Here is a 17404-nt window from a genome sequence, read left to right as displayed (position 1 = left end):
GTGACGGATTCGCCGCCACGTCACCTGCCGCCGGTGCCGGCAGCAGTAAGTTGTGCCCGACGCGCGGGCGTGCTGCTACTGGACCGCCGTTTCGGGCTGCGGGGCCACGACGGCGGTCGCGCCGTCGATGGCACTGACGACGGCGTGCTGGCCGGGCGCCAGGACCCCGGACTCGGACCGGGCACTCCAGACATCGCCGCCGATCTTGACCAGGCCGCCGCTAGCGCTGACGGGTTCCATGACCAGGGCGGATTCGCCGATGAGGCGTTCAATGTTGCTGCGTTGGTCCGCCGGGCCCATGCGGAGGTGCTTGAGGGCAACCGGCCGGACGAAGCCGATCATGAGCAGGGAGACCACGCAGAAGGCCACAATCTGGAGCCAGAGGACCGCGCCGGCGAAGTCGGCCAGCAGCCCGGCGAGGGCGCCGCCCCCGAGCATGATGAAGAAGAGGTTCAGGGTCAGCATCTCGACCACGGCGAACACCAGGAAGAACGTGAGCCACAAGGCCCACCAGTTCTCGGGCAGCCATTCAAACATCCGTTCCCCCTTCGTCCCGGGAGCTGCACGCGCTGCTCCCCAGTAACTGTGATTCCATCCTAAGCCGAAAGGCAAGGGCTGCGGCGGGGTACCGAAAACCGGTGGCCATAGTGGCCAAGTCGTTACGTGGCGGGTCCTTGCGGGGTTCTGAAGGGGCGCTCAAGAACGGGGTTCGAACGTGCTGATCCGGAAGCGCGCGGTCACGGCGGTCACGGGCGGAAGCCCGGCCGCGAGTGAGGCCAGGGCCGCGCGGTCCAGATGATGCCCGGCGGGGCCCATCAGGGCGAGGTTCTCGACGTCGCGCGGGTTCAGGGACAGGCCCAGATCCAGGTCCCGGGCGGAGTGTGCGGCGAAGTGCCCCTCCAGCGAAGCCGCGAGCCGCTCGTCCTTCGCCGGTTCGATCCCCAGCATGCCGGTCTGTCCGGAGACCTCCGCGAGGTGGCCGGGCCTCGGCGTGACCACCACCAAGCGGCCGCCGGGCCGGAGCACGCGGGCGAACTCGGCCGCGTTGCGCGGCGCGAAGACGACGGTCACGACGTCGACGGCGCCGTCCGCGACGGGCAGCGGCTGCCAGACGTCGCTGACCAGGTTCACGGCTTCCGGGTTCATCCTGGCGGCGCGGCGCAGTGCGAACTTTGAAATGTCCAGTCCGATGGCCGCTGCCGGGATCCGGTCCAGCAGGGTCCTGAGGTAGTGGCCGGTGCCTGTGCCGGCGTCCAGCACCGTGCCGGCCGGGCCGTCGGCAGCGCGCGAGAGTGCCGGGGCGGACAGTTCGGCGACTGCCTCGGCGAGTGGCTGGTAGTGACCGGCGGAGAGGAAGTCGAAGCGGGCCGCCACCATGTCGGCCGCGTCCGCCTCAAAGACGGTGCCCTTGCCGACGAGGAAGTTGAAGTAGCCCTGCCTGGCCGCGTCGAAGCTGTGGCCGGCTGCGCACACCAGGGTGCGGCCGCCGCCGTCGCCAGGTCCGAGGCTCTTCCGGCACACCGGGCAGAGCAGGGCGGAGGCGGCAGCGGGGAGCATACGCTCCATCCTAGGGGCGCCGCTCCACGCGCGTGTCATGCGGCGTTACTTCACTGCCCTCAAGCAGCAGGGCGTGGAGGCCGCCTTCCTGGTCTTCCGGGCGGGAACCATGAGCTCTCACGATCCGGCACGCCGCACCACCGCAAGCAGCGTTTCGACGAGATCCTGAAGTGGTGGGCCCGCTATCTGCCGACGACGGCGAACCCGGCACCGGTCGCAGGGCTAAGACGCAGGACTAAGCCCGAATCCACTGGCCAGACGAGTCTCGTCGAAGCAGCTCCTTGAACCGTCGCAGGCGCGGCACCAGGTCCGGCAGTGCGGCCGCGAGGAGCCGCCCGCCCGGGGTCCCCTGGACCGCCCAGCAGAACCGTAGTGCCTCGATCACCGGCTCCCCGGAAAGCGGAGGCCGTGGCTGCGGCCCCGACCGGCCCCATTGCCGAGCGGTATTGAGGCTATGACGCAGGTCCTTAGCGGTCCGGCAGGAACCCGAGTTCCTGCCGGGCGTGGCTGATGTCCGGCTGCGCCCAGCGTGCGGAGTATTCGGCGTTGCTGCTGATCGAGCGCAACTCCGCCCGGTCCAGGTACAGGATCCCATGCAGGTGGTCGGTCTCGTGCTGGACAATCCGCGCCTGCCAGCCGGTGAAGTCCCGCTGCAGCCGTGTACCGTCCGGCGTCGTGAAATCCAGCCGCACCGACTCCGGGCGCACCACCGCCGCCTGGAGCCCGCTCACGGAGAGGCATCCTTCGTAGAACGCCGCCACCGCGGTGCCGAGCGGCTGGTAGGACGGGTTCAGCATGGCGAAGAACGGCAGCGGTTCACGTCCGCGGGCGGCAGCGACCTCGGGGTCGACCTCGAATTGGTCCTCCAGGACCGCAAGCTGCAGGGGGATCCCCAGCTGCGGGGCTGCCAGGCCGACGCCGGGAGCCTTGTGCATGACGCTGCGCATGAGGTCGATCAGCTGCCCGAGTTCCGCCTCGCCCAGCTGGCCGTCGAAAGGCGCGGCCTCGTGCCGGAGGACCGGGTGGCCGGCCTCGACGATCGCAGGGAGGACGCCGGCAGTCAGAATCTGCTGGGCGGTTTCGTGGATGCGGGCCGCGCTGAAGTCAGTGGGCTTGGCGTCTGTGGACATGGGAACAGACTACTGGCGTCCGCAGGCTGTGGTGACAAAGTCGTAGATCCGGCCGCGAAGGGTGGCGCCGGCGTCGATCTTCAGCAGCCCTTCCCGCCCCGCGACCGTTACCCGGAGCGGCAGCAGCGTCCCCACCTTGTCTTCCGCCACGGCGTGGGGATCACAGCGGGCCGGCCGGATACTGAGCCGGATCTCCTGGCTGTCCCCGCCCGCGCTGATGGAAACCGAGTGGGGCCACGGGATGGCCGGGTCCTCCGCGATCAGGGTGGTGCCCTCGATCCGGTCGATCGTCAGGGTGCCCGGATCCGCCGCGCCGGCCGCCGCGCGCGGCGTAATCAGCAGACGCACGACGGCGGTTTGTGCGTCTGCGGTGACCTCAAGTTCCGGTTCCAGCCGGATCGCGGCCACGGCGGCGGCTGCCCGGGCCACGCACATTTCCTGGCTGTTCCGGGTGAGGACGCCGTAGGGGTCCGCCGCTGTGGCCGTGGTGGCGGCCCCGGCTGCTGCCGTTCCCGTGGCTGCCGTACCCGTGGGTGCGGCCAGCCGGAGGGACACGGTGGCGGGAACCGCGGTGGCTCCTGTCGTGGGCGGCCGGCTGCAGTCCGCGGCAGGAAGCGGCACCGGGAGGCTCTTCGTCTGTCCCGGCGGGAGCTCGATCCCGCCGGTCCGCGCCGGCCAGGTGATCCCCGCGATGAAGAGCGGGCTCGTCAGTTCCGCGCTGAGGACCGTCAGCGCGGCGCCGGTGGTGTTCGTGAGCTGAATCTCGATGATCTGCTTGCTGTAGTTGTCGCGGAACTGGCTGATCTCGGCAGTCACGGGCGAAGCCGCGGTGGAGGCGGTCTCGAGGGCGGACGTGCCGGCGGCAGTTCCTCCGGTGACCGTACTGCAGGACGCCGTTGCCAGTACGGCCGCGGCGGCCAGTATCCGCGGCGCTGTACGACGACGGTGCTTCGCGGGGAGCCGGTCCATGCGGAAAGTCTATTCCCGGCTTGGGCGGCCCGGGGTTTTCAGTGCATCGTGAACCGGCGGGCCACCAGCGAATTCACTGCCGGAACTGCGGCCGCAGCGCAGATGGCCCGGTTCCGCACCGCCAGGAGACAGCCCGTCAGGGGGCGCCCGAGCGCCATGTTGATTTCCGACTGGCGGGAGGCTTTGACCGCTGCCCGCAGCCGGGTCCGTTCGAAGGTGCGCAACGGCGCCGCCACGTTCCGGCCCGCCAAGGCAGCAAGCACCACCGGTGCCAGGGCCGCCGCGTCGAGCCAGCCGAGGTTCATGCCTTGGCCTCCGATCGGGCTGACCTCATGGGCGGCATCCCCGATCAGCACGGTGCGTCCGGCCACCATCCGGCGCGCCAAGCGTGAGCGGACGCCGAAGCTGCTGAGCATGCTGTTGGTTCCGGGATCGACGTCGATTCCCGTCCGTTCACGGACATGGCGTGCCAACCACCGGGCGTCCGCGCCGGGGTTTTCGGCATCCAGCCGGACCACCCAGCGGCGCAGCTGCCCCGGCAAGGGAAAGGACTCGACGATGCCCGCGCCCTCGAGGAACAGCGCGGCATCCGGGCCGAAGCCCGTGCTGTCGGCAAAATCGCCCATCAGGTAGCTGTCCGGATAGTCCTTCGTCCTCAGGGCGGTGCCCTGCAGTGCGCGCACGGTGGAGCGCACACCGTCGGCCGCAATGACCAGCGGTGCCGAATACAAGAGCGCCCCGCCACGGAAGTCTGCCTCCGCCGTGACCCGGCCGCCGTCGTCGTGCAGTCCGGTGAGCCGGACGCCGCTGAGCAGGGCGTTGGCGTCGAGCATCCGGACGCGCTGTGCCAGCACCGCTTCGGTGCGCGCCTGGGGAAGGGACAATACGTACGGGAAGCTCTCCGACACGCCGGCAAAGGACATCTCGCCGAGCGTCCTTCCGCCCGCGACGGCGATGCCGCGACGGATCCGGACCCCTTCGGCGACGAGGGCCCGGGCAACGCCGATCTGCTGCAGCGCGGCAAGCGCCGGGGGATGGATACCTATGGCCCGGGAGTGGGTCTCCGGCGTGGCCCGCTGTTCCAGGACCCGGACTTCCACGCCGTGCTGCAGCAGCAGGGCGGCCATGAAAAGCCCCACCGGTCCGCCGCCGACGATCAGCACGTCAGCCATCGACTGCCGTCCCGTCCGTTTTGTCCCTGTCCGTCGTGTCGCTAGCTGTCTTGTTCAGGACCAGCAGGTTGTGGAAAGGGGAGTGGCGGGCAACCGTCCATCCCGGGGGAGCGGCGGACTCGAGCTCCGGTGCGGTGTAGCTCCGCCGGATGGACGTCAGTCCGTCCTGCCGGATGTAAGAACCGGTGAAAGCCCAGGAAAGGGCAAAAAAGAGCGCATAGGCGGCGGGGCTGCGGCGGAGGTCGTTGTGGAAGACGCGGCCGCTGCACAACGCCGCCGACTCGGCCAGGAACGAGCGAAGCTCATCCTGCCCGAGATGGTGAAGCACATGGTTGGAGACCACGAGGTCGTAGCTGCGGCCTTCCGCCACCAATTCCGCGGCGGTCGCCTGTCGGAAGCTGATACCGGCGGATGCGTGCCGTTTCCGGGCGAAGCGGCTGGCGCGCGGATCCGGGTCAATGGCCGTAATATCCAGGCGCAGTCCATCCCGGGCGGCCCAGTGGGAGAGCATGACCGGCACGTCGCCGCCGCCGCAGCCGATGTCCAGCAATGTGGTGGGGGAGCCGGCGGAGAGCCGAGGCCTCAGCTGGGTCCGGTAGAGCCCCCGCCAGCCGGAGACGGCCCGGTTGACAAGGGCGAACTGGGCATAGGTGCGGTCCAGTCGCGCCGGGTCGCAGCCGGGCAGGTCCATTTCTTCGACGGCGTCTGCCGCCCGGTCCCGCAGGAGCTTCACGCTGAACGGTTTCAGGCCAGGGCCGATGCCGGCTGTGCTAGGTCAGGGTGTGCTTGTTCCGGTTCCACCGGTTGCTGCCGCCCGGGTTCAGCCGCCGTTTCCGGGCGCGCAGGATCAGCACGCCGCGGGTCGCGGATCTTGGTGAAGAGTGCCGTTTCTACCGTCAGTCCGGGGCCGAACGCCATCGAGCAGATCCGCTCGTCGCCGTCGGCGGCTCCGTCCAATTCTCCCTCCGCCGGAGGCAGGTCCAGGATGTGCTTGATCACGAACAGCACCGTGGCGCTGCTCATGTTGCCGAAGTTGCGCAGCGTTTCGCGCGCCGGCACCAGCTGCTCGTCGCTGAGGTCCAGCCTGGACTGGACCTTGTCCAGGATGCTGCGGCCGCCCGGATGGATGGCCCAGTGCCGGATGTGCCGGTAGGGGAGTCCGAGCAGGGCGCTTTCCCGGGACAGCAGGGGTTCAAGGGCCCCGATGATGTGGTCATCAATGATGTGCGGGACGTAGTTGCCGAGCACCATCTCGAAGCCTTCGTCGCCGATGTTCCACGCCATGGATTCCTCACCGACCGGCGTGAGGACCGTCTCGAAGTGGTCCAGTTGGAGCAGCGCGGGTTCGCCGGGGAATTCCCTGGCTGTCACGATGGCCGCTGCGGCGCCGTCGGCAAACAGGGCTGATCCCATGATGGTGTCGGGATCGTTGGACGTGCGGACGTGGAGGGAGCAGAGTTCGGCGCAGACCACCAGCACCACGGCCTCGGGATCGGCCTCGCAGAAGGACTTGGCGGCCCGCAGCGCCGGGAAGGCCGCGTAGCAGCCCATGAAACCCAGGTGGTAGCGCTGCACGGCCGGGTTCAGGCCCAGGGCGCGGACGATCTTGTAGTCCGGGCCGGGATTGAAGAAGCCGGTGCAGGAGACGGTGATGAGATGAGTTATGTCAAGTAAATCGATTCCGGAGCAGGCATCCAGGGCCTTTTGGGCCGCCTCGATGAAGAGCTTGGTGGCTTCCGAAGCGAAGATGTCATTCCGGACCTTAGTGCTGGGACTGAGCAGCAGGCCTGTGGCGGGGTCGAAGAATCGCGGGTTCTCAGCCCGGCTGTCCTTGGTCAGTTCCTCGACGGCGGTGAACCGTGTGTCGATGGCTGCCGAGTCAAAGCACGTGCTGACGAGCCGTGAGCCAAGCCGAGTGAGACCCGGCTGGGCGGCGAACACATCCCGGGCTTCGGACTGGATCAGGACAGTTGGCGGAACAGCAGTTTCCAGGGACCTCAGGTAGACCGTCATGGTTCATTCTCAGTGAGCGTGCCGCTAAAGACAATGGATTCGGCAGGATAATCGCCGGGCCAACGGACGGAATGAAGCTGTTCGGGCTCGATGCGCCAGGGCTACTTCCGGGCTTTGTTCTAAAACGCCGATAATCAACATTATGTAAAGTTGAATGATGATTGTTGCATCTGATGCAAGATATGTGTCCGGTCTCAATGTCCTTTGTCATCTAAGTTGAGGCATTCTCACCTAAATCGAGGCATTGGACGAATTTTTCTCATTACAGTCAGGGCATCTGGCTAATTTTTGTCACTACAGTCGAGGTATTGGCTCGGCGTGTCTCATTACACCTGAGGCATTGTGCAAAAATATGTCACTACAGTTGACGCATGGGACGCCCGTTGCTGGTGTCCGAGGTCGGCGCCGGACACTCTGTTCTTGCAGGCACCTTGAGATTCAGGGCGCAATTCAGCTCTGCCCCCAGCACCGGGCATCTTTCGGATTCCTGGGTGATCCCGTTTGAGGATTCCCTGCCGATCCGACGCGCTGCGGCCTACAAAGGACAACATAACTTCGCCGGCCTGTGGTGGTGTGCAACGAACCGGCGCCATGTCGGGTTTGAATCCTGGTGCGAACGCGATCACCTGATGTGCCTGGACTTTGATCCTGATGTGACCGGTGTGGCCTCCCAGCCGTTTAGCATCACTCTTCCCGGGTCGCTCTCCCAGATCACTCATGTGCCCGACTACTTTGTCCGGCGCGCCGACGGCACCGGCGTCGTCATCGACGTCCGTCCCGATGCCTTGGTAAAACCCGAGGACAAGGAGGTTTTCGATGCCACGGCGGCACTGTGCACGTCCGTAGGCTGGGGCTATCAGCGGCTCGGCGGCTTGCCTTCCGTTTATGTGGCCAACCTTCATTGGCTCGCTGGCTACCGCCATCCAAGGTGTATTCGAGGTGGGCTTCCGCCCGCCTTGCTTGCACATCTGGGGGCTGCGGGACCACTATCGTTGCGGGATCTGGCGGCAGCAGTTGGTGACCCGGTCTGGGTTCTCCCAACGCTGTTTCATTTGATGTGGCAACAGCAAATAACGGCCAATCTGAGGACCACTCCCCTGCATCTGGACACCATGGTGAGTCTGGTGAGGGCAGCGTGAAAAACGGAAACGCGACCTTGCGAATCGGGGACCGTATTTCGTTCCGGGGCGTGACCTATGGACTCACCGGGTTCGACGGGGACGTGGCACTCCTGACCGTGCCAGGTGAGCCGCCAGTCGCCATCAGAGTGACTTCTCTCTTAGCCGATCAGAGCTTTGAGATCCTTGATGCCATACCACTGCATCGGCGCATCACCGGCCCGTCCAGGGTTTTCGATTCTCTACCGGCCGACGTTCAGAAAACAGCCCGATGGTGGGAAGGCCACGTCACCGAGGTCCTCGACGGCGTACCCTGCAACGCTGCCCCGGAGCAGGTCCCCAACCGCAGCTATGACGTGCGGCTCCGCTCGCTTCGCCAGCGTGAGCTGACAAAACACGCTGAACTCCACGAACTGGGCAATGACGTAAGCTTCAGCAAGCTGTAACGAATGCGCAGGGCCTACGAAAAGCAAGGTGTCCTCGGATTGGTCGACCAACGACTCATCCGCCAAGTACCGATTGCCGGACAAACCGATCAGCGCGTTGTCGACGCCATCCTTCGGGTCTTGAGTGAAAACACCCGGCAATCCTCCGGCACCACGGACCGCCTGATGCGCCAAGTTCGCAAACTCCTCGAAGCCGGACACGGCGCTGGCGTTGTGCCCATGCCGTCAACCTCAACCTTCCACCGCCTGGTTGGCCGGCTTGCTGAAGGCCGCCATGCGACGGGTTCTGCCCGAACCCGGCGCACCCTTGCCCAGCAACCCTCGGGTCCGTTCGGCGCCGTCTATCCGGTCAGGCCCGGGGAACTGATGCAGATCGACTCCACTCCCCTGGACATTGCCGTTGAACTCGACGACGGCATCATCGGGCGGGTCGAGCTAACGGCCATGGTTGATATCGCCACCCGCAGCATCCCCGCAGCCGTCATCCGACCGACCACGAAGGCTGTGGATGCCGCCCTGTTGCTGGCCCGTTGCCTGACCCCGGAACTGATGCGACCTGGCTGGGCCCAGGCGGCATCCATGGCCGCCTCCGCCCTGCCTTACCGGTCGATGAGATCCATCGACGAACGACTCGAAAATGCCGCAGCGAAACCGATCATTGTTCCGGAAACTATTGTCTGCGACCACGGCAAGGCCTACCTCCCCAACGCCTTCTACAAGGACGAGACAACACCCTCCTTCATCCGGCGGCTCGAAGCCGCCAACTCCCTCCGGCCCGGGCAGCTCCGAACGCTCTTGAAGGCAAGCCGCCGGCCATGGATAGAAGGCCTTGCGGCCTGGACAAGCTACGATGCGGTTGTGCTTCAGCTGGCCATGCCCCAACTCGGCATGCACGATCCAGATCCAGTAGTGCGACGGACTCTCGCGGGCCGTCCAACCCGCACAACCCACACCGTCGCCTGCCACCGCTGCACCCTTGCCCACGGAGCCGGCCGGTACGTGCAGATCTACACCACCCACGAACACGTCATCTGCCCGTGCCATGGCCTCTGGATCGGCGACGGAGTCACCGGCTTCACCGACCAGCTCTCCATCCGTGCCGGCACGGAGATCACCGCCGCGTGGCACCACCACAAAAACCTCATCACCCGGCACGGACGCTCCGGAGTACGGAAGGCCTTCCACATTGCCGGCGTCATCAACTGGACCTGGTACGACCAGTTCAACCACTTCACCGCCTCCACGGATATCTACGACGCATTGGCAGCAGACCAGCCGGCGCATGCCAACGGTCACGCCGTCGTGGCGGCCTCGCTCTACCCTTCCATCGTCAACCTCACCGCAGCGATGGCATCGCACTACTGGGCACAGATAGCCCACGCACGCCGCCCCAACCTCTTCCTGGACCGCATCAGCGTTGAAGTCACCGAAGGGTGGTCCCCGCGCGGAGCCTTCGACCCCCTGCGACACTGGATGGACACCGACTGGCTGCCAGGATTTCGTGGGTCAGACGCGATTCGTCCGTCCATACCTCGATGATTAACCTGCGCCATGAGAGCCGCCACATGGGTACTCGGATCCCTGTTCCACGTAAGGTCCCCTCACCGGACACTTCAACGGACTGGTCTCACGGGACAGCGGACCATCGGGAACAGGGTCGCTGCAGGTCAGCCGCAGGTTTGTCCGGTGAAGGACCGGCTTACGGGCAGAGCTGGTCGCCGAGGCGGTTCGCGAGCACCTTCCGGACTATCTGCTGGCTGGCCACCGCCGTGGGGCCGCTGGTGGTGGATGCACTTCCCCGATCGCGCGGAGGAATCGCGCTCAGCGCCTCGTCTCGTACCTGGTCAGGACCACGCCGCCGGGAAACGTCCGCCTCTCCACCAGGTTCAGGTTCACCCAGCTGTCCAGCGCAGTGAAGAACGGCGTGCCGCCGCCCACCAGGACCGGATAGGTGGCCAGCGCGTACTCGTCGATCAGCCCGGCCCGCATGGCCGCCCCAGCGAGCGTTGCGCCGCCGACGCTCATCGGGCCGCCGTCCTCGGCCTTTAGCCGGGTGATCTCGGCGATCGCGTCGCCGGTGACCAGGCGGGTATTCCAGTCGACCTTGTCGATCGTCGAGGAGAACACCACCTTGGGCGTGTCCCGCCAGTTCCGCGCGAATTCAATCTCCGCCGGGGTGGCGTTGGGCTGCTGGTCGCCGGTCGGCCAGTAGGAGCTCATTGTCTCCCACAGCTTGCGCCCGTACAGCGACAGCCCGCTCGCCCGCTCCTGGTCGAGCCACCACTGGAACAGTTCGTCGCTCGGCCCGCTCCAGCCGATGTCATCGCCGGCCGCGGCGATGTAGCCGTCCATGGTCAGGTTCATGCCGTAGATCAGTTTCCGCACGGAACCAGCCTTCCGTCAGTCGGTCTCCAGCTTATAGACCAGCGCGGCGCGGTAAACTCTGTCGTCCCGCACATGATCAGCAGCATCCTGTCCCTCATAGCGCCACCGTAACTGCAATGATCTGGATGCCATAGCCTTCGGTCTCGTTCAACTGAGCTGTCCGGTGAAGGATCCGCTTGCGGTCAGGGCGACTCTGCCGACGGATGCCCCGGAATCGTCCTCAGCGGGTTGGCTCCGAGGACGGGTTGCCGCCGCCTTTAGGACTCTGAAACTTATCGGTGAGTACGAGAGGGGCCTAGTCATGCAGGACTACTTGGTAGAGGTTGTGGTCTTGCCATCTCCCGGCAATCTGCAGGTATCGCGGTGCCATCCCGATCTGCTGGAAGCCGGCCTTCAAAAGCACCCGCTGCGAGCTAACGTTGTGCGGCAGAGTGCTCGCCTCGATGCGGTGCAGTCCGAGCTCGTCGCGGGCCGTTTCGACTATCAATTGGACCGCAGCTGATGCCAGCCCGCGGCCCGAGTATGTGCTATCCACCCAGTAACCAAGACCCGCACTCTGGAAGGGGCCACGTACGATCCCGGCCACGTTGAATCGGCCCACGAGGGTATCGCCGGCAAATAAACCCAAGGGATACCCCTCACCGGCTTCCTTCGCAGCAAGGCGGCTGGCGATGTCGGCAGCCTGCCATGGCCTGGTGTAATACTCCTCGGCACGCACCGGCTCCCAGAAAGAAAGGTACTCGCGGTTGCGCACATACGAAGCGGCCAGCGCTGACGCATCGCTCGGGCGCAGTACACGCATGCTGACATCTTCACTAAGCTGACGCGATTCAAACACCGGACAACAATACTCGCGGTCGTCGTTTGCGTTCCCCGCTGAAAATTGGATGCCGCGAACCTAGCGGTGCAAGTAGGACAACGCGCCGCAATGGCGGGGTCAGGTGCTTCGCGCCGCTTGTGAGTTGTCCGCGTTGATGGGATCGCTGAGGAGTGCGTGGAGCTGCACCGTCGTAAGTGCCTGTACGGGGAGTGGTGCGGTGTCGCCGCGTTGAGGGATCAGGCCATCGAGCATGACCCATAGATAGCGGCGGTATAGGTCGCGGGAATCGCTGCGTTCTTCAATCTCGGGGCCGTCCTGCACGACGTTGCTGATGGAGATGCAGGCTATCTGGAGGAAGACTAGATCGGTGCCGGTAGCGTCTGCGCGTATGACTCCGGCGTCGCGTGCACGTTCGGCGACGCGATTCACGAGAGGCGCGAGCCGGTTGCGGCTCTGATCGTGCATTTCCGGCCTGACGCGGCGGCCTGTGAGGAGCTGAGCCATCGCCCGATCTTTCACATGCAGAGCGAGCGATTTCTCCAAATAGAGCACGAGTGCGTCCCAGGGGTCATCCATGGCGAGAGATTCATTCAGGATTGCCTCGAGTTCATTGTCCTGCTGACATCGAATCGCGTCGATGAGGTCTTCCTTGTTCGCGAATCGTCGGTACGCGGTGCCCACACCTACGCCGGCATGGTGGGCGACATCGTTCAGGGTCGCATCCAGGCCCCGCTGGGCGAAGACCTCGCGCCCTGCTTCCAAGAGTCGTGCGCGATTGCGGGCGGCATCCTTACGCAACTTGACGTCGTTCATGTGCAAGAGCCTATCAAAGCGGTTGCAGCGTATCCGCTTCTATGATAATTTCGTTATACGGATGCACGGTATCCGCTTCCTTGTAATCAAGTTTGCTGCCGTCAGACAGCGTGCATCCAGCCTCCGAAGTTCGGCACTAAAACCGGCGCGCCAGAAGGGTTCCCAGGTCTCCGTCTGGACTCGGGTATTCAGATTTGTAGCAGTCAACGCTCCGGAGCCCAGCGCGAACAGGGGCAGTCGTACTGCCGATTAAAAGTGAAGGAAAACATGCTGACATCTGAGCAGCGTCGCGACGCCGAATCGGCGATCACACGCTTGATCTACACCTACTGCCATCGTCTGGATGGCGCTGACTTGGCCGGCGCGGCCGCGTTGTTCGAGAACGCACGCTGGCAGCTATCGCCCGATGTGATCTGCCACGGCGCCGAGGAGCATCTCGCTGCCCTCCAGGTCATTCGTGTCTACGGTGACAGGCTTGGCACCCGGCATGTGGTGAGCAACTTGATCATCGACATCGCGGAGGACGGTGCAACCGCTCAAAGCGTCTCGTACGTCGACTCGATCCAGGTAACCAAGGACTTCCCGCTGCAGCTGATTTTCCAGGGGCGTTACATCGACACTTTCGTATTCGAAGAGGGAACGTGGCGTTTTCACGAGCGAGTTGTCGATGCTGACGGCGTCGGCGACATGCGAGCCCACCACAAGCCCGCAACGGGTGTCGCGGCGGAGGCCTCCTAAGCGCTGCGCCAGTCGTCCTGCGGTCGTGCTTCTGATTCGACTGGACACCTTGTCGTGGGAGTGCGCTCCAACTTCAACATTGAACCGAAAGAAGGAAAGAGAAGAGATGTCTTCGACAATCACGTTCAACAATGGCGTCACCATGCCCGCGATCGGCCTGGGCGTGTTCCAGACTGCTCCGGAGGAGACGGTCACAGCCGTGCAGACGGCGCTGGAGCTCGGGTACCGCCACATTGACACCGCCGCCGCCTACTTGAACGAGCGGGAGGTTGGTGAGGGCCTGCGCCGCTCTGGGGTGCCGCGGGAAGAGGTGTTCATCGAAACCAAGGTGTGGGTCACCGACTACGGGTACGAAGAGACGCTGCACGCGTTCGAGAAGAGTGCGAAGAAGCTCGGCGTCGAGCAGCTGGACCTGCTGCTCCTGCACCAGCCGCTGCCCGCGAAGTTCGAGCGCACCATCCAGGCCTACAAGGCACTGGAGAAGCTCCTCGCCGACGGATCTGTCCGCGCCATCGGTGTGAGCAACCTCTTGCCGGCCCGCCTGGACGCACTGCTCGCTGAGACCGACATCGTGCCGGCGGTCAACCAGATCGAACTTCATCCGTACAACATCCGTGCCGAGCTGCAAGCAAAGAACGCCGAGCACGGCGTCATCACCCAGGCGTGGTCCCCGATCGGTGGTATCCGCAGCTACAACGGTGAGGCCTCCAACCCGCTGAACGACACCACGATCCGCGCCATCGGTGAGGGCTACGGCAAGACGAATGCACAGGTCATGCTGCGCTGGCACATCCAGCAGGGCCGCTCCGCCATCCCCAAGTCCATCAACGCCGAACGCATCGCCGAGAACTTCGACGTGTTCGACTTCGAGCTGACCACCAGCGAGTTGGCACGGATCGATGCCCTGGACACCGGCGACACCCTCGACCTCGAGAGCCTCGACCCCGAGTCCTTCGGCATCGTCATCGACGAGGCCTAGGACCTAGACCACGCCCCGAGCGGGCCGCACGTGCTAGCGGCCCGCCCGGGCCTTGTTTCATGGATTGGCGCGCGAGAGCGGCGTCAGAGAGAAGGACATCGGCTATGAGTGTCACGCCATCATCAGTAACGAAAATCAATTCAACTTTCGCCAGCAGTGGCATGACGCGCACGCGGACCATTACCTTCGCGATCGCCGCCGGCCTCGCCGTCGGAAACCTCTACTGGGCGCAGCCCCTCATCGAAGAGATCGCAGGCTCACTTGAGGTCTCTTCCGCTGTCGCCGCGTCGCTGGTAACCGTCACCCAGATCGGTTACGCGCTCGGGATCTTCCTGATCGTCCCCCTTGGCGACGTCCTCAACCGCAAGAGGATGATCCCCCTCATTCTCGGAATGTCAGCGTTCGCCCTCATCGGCGCGGCCGTCGCCCCCACTTTCTCGCTACTGCTCGCCGCACTCGGCGGAGTGGGCCTGACCACCGTTTCCGCGCAGCTGCTGACCCCGCTGGCCAGTGAGCTGGCGGCACCCGAACAGCGCGGGCGTGTGCTGGGCACCATCGCCTCCGGAGCCCTCATCGGCATCCTTCTGTCCCGCACCATCAGCGGAGCTGTAGCAGAGTACGTCGGCTGGCGCGCCATCTACGTCCTCGCCGCCATCCTCACCGTCGCTCTCGCCGTCGTGCTCTCGTTTCTGATCCCACGGCTGGAAAAGCGCCCGGCCACGAACTACTTCCGTCTGCTCGGGTCCGTATTCACCACCGTCGCCCAGCACCGTGCCGCCGCGCCCACAATCCTCATCAGCGCCGCCGTGTTCTCCGTGTTCTCCCTGTTTTGGACCTCGCTGACCTACCTGCTGTCCGCGCCGCCATTCTCCTTCACCGTTGGCCAGATTGGCCTGTTCGGCCTCGCGGGCCTCGTGGGTGCAGTCGCCGCACGGCGCGCGGGCATGTTTCACGACCGCGGCTGGTCAGTGCCGGTTTCTGGAGTCACGCTCGGCCTCCTTGCGGTGTCCTTCGTCGGCGCATGGCTGGCACAGTCCTCCGTCATCGCCCTGATCGTGGTCGTCATCGTGTTGGATCTCGCCGCCCAGGCCACCCTCGTGCTCGGCCAGACCCGGCTGCTGTCCCTGCCCGGCCAGAACCGGAGCCGCCTGAACACCGCGTTCGTCGTCAGCAACTTCCTTGGCGGCGCGATCGGCTCCGCCCTCGCCGGGCCGCTGTGGGCCACCGGAGGGTGGACCACCATCACCGGCACCGCACTGGGCATTGTCGTCGTCGCGCTTCTTGTCTGGGTCCTCACCCGCCGCGGTGCTCTCATCGACCAGAACTGACACCACCGAACACCAGGAAAGAGATCCTCGAATGTCCCGCATCTTCATCACCGGATCCTCCGAAGGACTTGGCCGAAACGCCGCCCTCGCGCTTCTCGACGACGGGCACGAGCTCGTCCTCCACGCGCGCAACGACCGCCGGGTCGACGCCTTGATCGACCTGACCGCGCGCGGGGCACGGGTCGTCGTCGGAGATCTCGCCCACACCGACGACGTTCTCGCTGTCGCAGAGCAAGTCAACAGCATAGGCCGGATGGACGCCATCATCCACAACGCCGGCGTCGTTGACGGGTTCCCGCTCCTACCAGTGAACGTCGTCGCCCCTTACCTGCTCACAGCCCTGATCGAGCGCCCGGACCGGCTGGTGTACCTCAGCAGCGGTATGCACCGCGGCGGGCGGGCCGACCTGACCGGCGCAGACTGGTCCGGGACCCGATCCACCAAGACGTACTCCGACTCGAAATTGTTCATTACCGCATTCACGATGTTCCTCGCCCGCACCTGGCCTGATACCTTCAGCAACGCCGTCGACCCCGGCTGGGTGCCCACCCGCATGGGCGGGCCTGCGGCGTCGGATGACCTCCGCGAAGGCCACCGCACCCAGGCATGGCTGGCCGGAAGCAACGACCCCGGAGCCGAAGTCACCGGCGGGCACTGGCACCACATGCACCAGCAGGCACCCCACCCGGCCACCCTGAACCAAGGCTTTCAGGACGAACTGATCGCACAGCTCGCCGACCACAGCGGCGTCGCCCTCCCGACCACCCGCTGACAGGCCCGGAGGCGAATCGTGAGAATAGGGATCCTGGGAACGGGCAGAAAGTCAGCCGGGCCCCCGCCAGGTCCCGCCACGCGTGGCCACACGGTCGTGCTCGGTGCGCGGGACACTCGACGCAACAGCGTCGCGCACCACCCGCAGCGTCGACGGCGGCCTCCTCATCTCTAAACGAACCCAAAACCTTCCTAACCGGCCGACCTCGTAAAAGGAGAACCATGACCACCGATTCCATCACCGCCAAGCGCACCTGGCTCATCACCGGTGTATCCAGCGGCTTCGGTCGGGTGCTCGCCGAGCAGCTGCTTACGCGCGGTGACCGTGTCGTAGGCACCGTGCGTAAGCCCGAAACCGTCGCGGACTTGCAGGAGCAGTACGGCGACGCCTTCCGCGTTGAGCTGCTCGACGTTACCGACGCCGCCGCCGTGCGCTCGACCGTCGACCGCGCCTTCGGAGACCTTGACCGCATCGACGCCGTAGTCAGCAACGCCGGCTACGGACTCTTCGGGGCGGCCGAAGAGCTCTCCGACAAGCAGATCCAGCACATCATTGACACCAACCTCTCCGGCTCGATCCAGTTGATCCGCGCTGCGCTGCCACACCTCCGTGCACAGGGCGGGGGACGGATCATCCAGATCTCCAGCTACGGCGGGCAGGTCACCTTCCCCGGCTCGTCGATGTATCACGCCACAAAGTGGGGCATCGAAGGCTTTGCGGAGTCGGTCTCGCAAGAGGTTGCCCCATTCGGCATCGGTGTGACGATCGTCGAGCCCGGTGCAGCGCGCACCGACTTCCTCAGAGGCAGCGCGCAGATCGCCGACGAGCTCGCCGCCTACGAAGGCAACCCGGCCCACGCGTTCCGCGGACTGATCGGTGTCGATGCGCTCGGTGACACGGGCAAGATGGCCGCCGCGATGATCGACAGTGTGGATGTCGAGCCCGCGCCGCTACGACTGCTGCTCGGCTCCGACGCCTACGGCACAACGCATCAGGTTCTGCAGGATCGCCTCACGGCGCTCGAGGCGCAGGAGCAGCTCGCGTTGTCCACTGACGCGGACTGACCTCCGGCTGGAGCAGCGCCACGAACCGCTGCTCCAGCTATCAGCCCGGTGCGGTCCTCCCGGACTGCCTTTCATCTCTAACCCAGCCACCCCCAGGAGC

Annotated in this window: 18 protein-coding genes and 1 pseudogene; 8 read left to right on the top strand and 11 right to left on the bottom strand. The window is 65.3% G+C overall.

Translation table 11 applies throughout. The features are described 5' to 3' along the window. Nucleotides 1-75 precede the first annotated feature (75 nt). The gene (locus ACQCSY_RS20320; RefSeq protein ID WP_427131632.1) at nucleotides 76-537 is read right to left on the bottom strand and encodes an NfeD family protein; all 462 of its coding nucleotides are present in this window, start codon (nucleotides 535-537) and stop codon (nucleotides 76-78) included. Nucleotides 538-696: 159 nt separating this feature from the next. Next, nucleotides 697-1557, bottom strand: coding sequence for a methyltransferase domain-containing protein (locus ACQCSY_RS20315; RefSeq protein WP_427131630.1), 861 nt, complete (start codon nucleotides 1555-1557; stop codon nucleotides 697-699). Between the two features lie 40 nt (nucleotides 1558-1597). On the opposite strand from ACQCSY_RS20315, the pseudogene ACQCSY_RS20310 reads away from it, so the two are divergent. Then, a pseudogene (locus ACQCSY_RS20310) lies at nucleotides 1598-1761 on the top strand (alpha/beta hydrolase family protein); the annotation flags it as partial. A gap of 263 nt (nucleotides 1762-2024) precedes the next feature. On the opposite strand, the gene ACQCSY_RS20305 reads toward ACQCSY_RS20310, so the two are convergent. Genes ACQCSY_RS20305 through ACQCSY_RS20285 form a run of 5 tightly spaced genes read right to left on the bottom strand, consistent with a single transcriptional unit; the run spans nucleotide 2025 to nucleotide 6841 of the window. Then, nucleotides 2025-2687 (bottom strand): peptide deformylase, encoded by a 663-nt coding sequence (locus ACQCSY_RS20305; protein ID WP_427131628.1) that lies wholly within the window; start codon nucleotides 2685-2687, stop codon nucleotides 2025-2027. 9 nt (nucleotides 2688-2696) lie between these two features. Next, nucleotides 2697-3656 carry a hypothetical protein gene (locus ACQCSY_RS20300; protein WP_427131626.1) on the bottom strand — a complete coding sequence of 320 codons (960 nt, stop codon included), beginning with the start codon at nucleotides 3654-3656 and terminating at the stop codon, nucleotides 2697-2699. Nucleotides 3657-3694: 38 nt separating this feature from the next. Continuing rightward, nucleotides 3695-4828 carry an FAD-dependent oxidoreductase gene (locus tag ACQCSY_RS20295; RefSeq protein ID WP_427131624.1) on the bottom strand — a complete coding sequence of 378 codons (1134 nt, stop codon included), beginning with the start codon at nucleotides 4826-4828 and terminating at the stop codon, nucleotides 3695-3697. Then, nucleotides 4821-5561: a class I SAM-dependent methyltransferase gene (locus ACQCSY_RS20290; protein WP_427131622.1), complete on the bottom strand. Its 741-nt coding sequence runs from the start codon at nucleotides 5559-5561 to the stop codon at nucleotides 4821-4823. Before ACQCSY_RS20290 ends, ACQCSY_RS20295 begins: the two co-directional genes overlap by 8 nt. Nucleotides 5562-5572: 11 nt before the next feature. After that, a complete protein-coding gene (locus ACQCSY_RS20285) occupies nucleotides 5573-6841 on the bottom strand; it encodes a type III polyketide synthase (RefSeq protein ID WP_427131620.1) in 1269 nt (422 codons plus the stop codon). Nucleotides 6842-7212: 371 nt separating this feature from the next. On the opposite strand from ACQCSY_RS20285, the gene ACQCSY_RS20280 reads away from it, so the two are divergent. After that, nucleotides 7213-7980, top strand: coding sequence for a TnsA-like heteromeric transposase endonuclease subunit (locus ACQCSY_RS20280; RefSeq protein WP_427131618.1), 768 nt, complete (start codon nucleotides 7213-7215; stop codon nucleotides 7978-7980). Between the two features lie 221 nt (nucleotides 7981-8201). Here ACQCSY_RS20280 and ACQCSY_RS20275 read toward each other — a convergent pair whose 3' ends face one another. Then, nucleotides 8202-8606, bottom strand: coding sequence for a hypothetical protein (locus tag ACQCSY_RS20275; RefSeq protein WP_427131616.1), 405 nt, complete (start codon nucleotides 8604-8606; stop codon nucleotides 8202-8204). Between the two features lie 18 nt (nucleotides 8607-8624). Here ACQCSY_RS20275 and ACQCSY_RS20270 point away from each other — a divergent pair, with 18 nt between their 5' ends. After that, entirely contained in the window at nucleotides 8625-9944 is a 1320-nt protein-coding gene (locus tag ACQCSY_RS20270; protein WP_427131614.1) for a hypothetical protein, read from the top strand. 282 nt (nucleotides 9945-10226) lie between these two features. On the opposite strand, the gene ACQCSY_RS20265 is transcribed toward ACQCSY_RS20270, so the two are convergent. The 3 genes from ACQCSY_RS20265 to ACQCSY_RS20255 form a co-directional block, all read right to left on the bottom strand. After that, nucleotides 10227-10790, bottom strand: a complete 564-nt coding sequence (locus tag ACQCSY_RS20265; protein ID WP_427131612.1) for a dihydrofolate reductase family protein — start codon at nucleotides 10788-10790, stop codon at nucleotides 10227-10229. Nucleotides 10791-11085: 295 nt separating this feature from the next. Beyond that, nucleotides 11086-11628 (bottom strand): GNAT family N-acetyltransferase, encoded by a 543-nt coding sequence (locus ACQCSY_RS20260; protein WP_427131610.1) that lies wholly within the window; start codon nucleotides 11626-11628, stop codon nucleotides 11086-11088. 99 nt (nucleotides 11629-11727) lie between these two features. Beyond that, on the bottom strand, nucleotides 11728-12423 hold the full coding sequence (locus ACQCSY_RS20255; RefSeq protein ID WP_427131609.1) for a TetR/AcrR family transcriptional regulator: 696 nt from the start codon (nucleotides 12421-12423) through the stop codon (nucleotides 11728-11730). Between the two features lie 267 nt (nucleotides 12424-12690). On the opposite strand from ACQCSY_RS20255, the gene ACQCSY_RS20250 reads away from it, so the two are divergent. The 5 genes from ACQCSY_RS20250 (at nucleotide 12691) to ACQCSY_RS20230 (ending at nucleotide 17304) form a co-directional block, all read left to right on the top strand. Next, nucleotides 12691-13161 carry a nuclear transport factor 2 family protein gene (locus tag ACQCSY_RS20250; RefSeq protein WP_427131607.1) on the top strand — a complete coding sequence of 157 codons (471 nt, stop codon included), beginning with the start codon at nucleotides 12691-12693 and terminating at the stop codon, nucleotides 13159-13161. Between the two features lie 106 nt (nucleotides 13162-13267). Next, complete coding sequence (locus ACQCSY_RS20245) at nucleotides 13268-14140, top strand: aldo/keto reductase (protein ID WP_427131605.1); 873 nt, start codon at nucleotides 13268-13270, stop codon at nucleotides 14138-14140. 161 nt (nucleotides 14141-14301) lie between these two features. Continuing rightward, nucleotides 14302-15468 (top strand): MFS transporter, encoded by a 1167-nt coding sequence (locus ACQCSY_RS20240; RefSeq protein WP_427131603.1) that lies wholly within the window; start codon nucleotides 14302-14304, stop codon nucleotides 15466-15468. A gap of 31 nt (nucleotides 15469-15499) precedes the next feature. Then, nucleotides 15500-16240: an SDR family NAD(P)-dependent oxidoreductase gene (locus ACQCSY_RS20235; protein WP_427131601.1), complete on the top strand. Its 741-nt coding sequence runs from the start codon at nucleotides 15500-15502 to the stop codon at nucleotides 16238-16240. A 221-nt stretch (nucleotides 16241-16461) separates the two neighbouring features. Next, on the top strand, nucleotides 16462-17304 hold the full coding sequence (locus tag ACQCSY_RS20230; protein WP_427131599.1) for an SDR family oxidoreductase: 843 nt from the start codon (nucleotides 16462-16464) through the stop codon (nucleotides 17302-17304). The last annotated feature ends 100 nt before the right edge of the window (nucleotides 17305-17404 follow it).

The sequence above is a fragment of the Pseudarthrobacter sp. S9 genome (assembly GCF_050156545.1).
Classification (GTDB): domain Bacteria; phylum Actinomycetota; class Actinomycetes; order Actinomycetales; family Micrococcaceae; genus Arthrobacter.
This window is presented reverse-complemented; position numbering and strand designations above follow the sequence as displayed.

Bases quoted from the DNA above. Each gene is read 5' to 3' on its own strand.
- ACQCSY_RS20320 (WP_427131632.1), bottom strand. From the start codon at position 537: ATGTTTGAATGGCTGCCCGAGAACTGGTGGGCCTTGTGGCTCACGTTC.
- ACQCSY_RS20315 (WP_427131630.1), bottom strand. From the start codon at position 1,557: ATGCTCCCCGCTGCCGCCTCCGCCCTGCTCTGCCCGGTGTGCCGGAAG.
- ACQCSY_RS20305 (WP_427131628.1), bottom strand. From the start codon at position 2,687: ATGTCCACAGACGCCAAGCCCACTGACTTCAGCGCGGCCCGCATCCAC.
- ACQCSY_RS20300 (WP_427131626.1), bottom strand. From the start codon at position 3,656: ATGGACCGGCTCCCCGCGAAGCACCGTCGTCGTACAGCGCCGCGGATA.
- ACQCSY_RS20295 (WP_427131624.1), bottom strand. From the start codon at position 4,828: ATGGCTGACGTGCTGATCGTCGGCGGCGGACCGGTGGGGCTTTTCATG.
- ACQCSY_RS20285 (WP_427131620.1), bottom strand. From the start codon at position 6,841: ATGACGGTCTACCTGAGGTCCCTGGAAACTGCTGTTCCGCCAACTGTC.
- ACQCSY_RS20280 (WP_427131618.1), top strand. From the start codon at position 7,213: ATGGGACGCCCGTTGCTGGTGTCCGAGGTCGGCGCCGGACACTCTGTT.
- ACQCSY_RS20270 (WP_427131614.1), top strand. From the start codon at position 8,625: ATGCCGTCAACCTCAACCTTCCACCGCCTGGTTGGCCGGCTTGCTGAA.
- ACQCSY_RS20255 (WP_427131609.1), bottom strand. From the start codon at position 12,423: ATGAACGACGTCAAGTTGCGTAAGGATGCCGCCCGCAATCGCGCACGA.
- ACQCSY_RS20250 (WP_427131607.1), top strand. From the start codon at position 12,691: ATGCTGACATCTGAGCAGCGTCGCGACGCCGAATCGGCGATCACACGC.
- ACQCSY_RS20245 (WP_427131605.1), top strand. From the start codon at position 13,268: ATGTCTTCGACAATCACGTTCAACAATGGCGTCACCATGCCCGCGATC.
- ACQCSY_RS20240 (WP_427131603.1), top strand. From the start codon at position 14,302: ATGACGCGCACGCGGACCATTACCTTCGCGATCGCCGCCGGCCTCGCC.
- ACQCSY_RS20235 (WP_427131601.1), top strand. From the start codon at position 15,500: ATGTCCCGCATCTTCATCACCGGATCCTCCGAAGGACTTGGCCGAAAC.
- ACQCSY_RS20230 (WP_427131599.1), top strand. From the start codon at position 16,462: ATGACCACCGATTCCATCACCGCCAAGCGCACCTGGCTCATCACCGGT.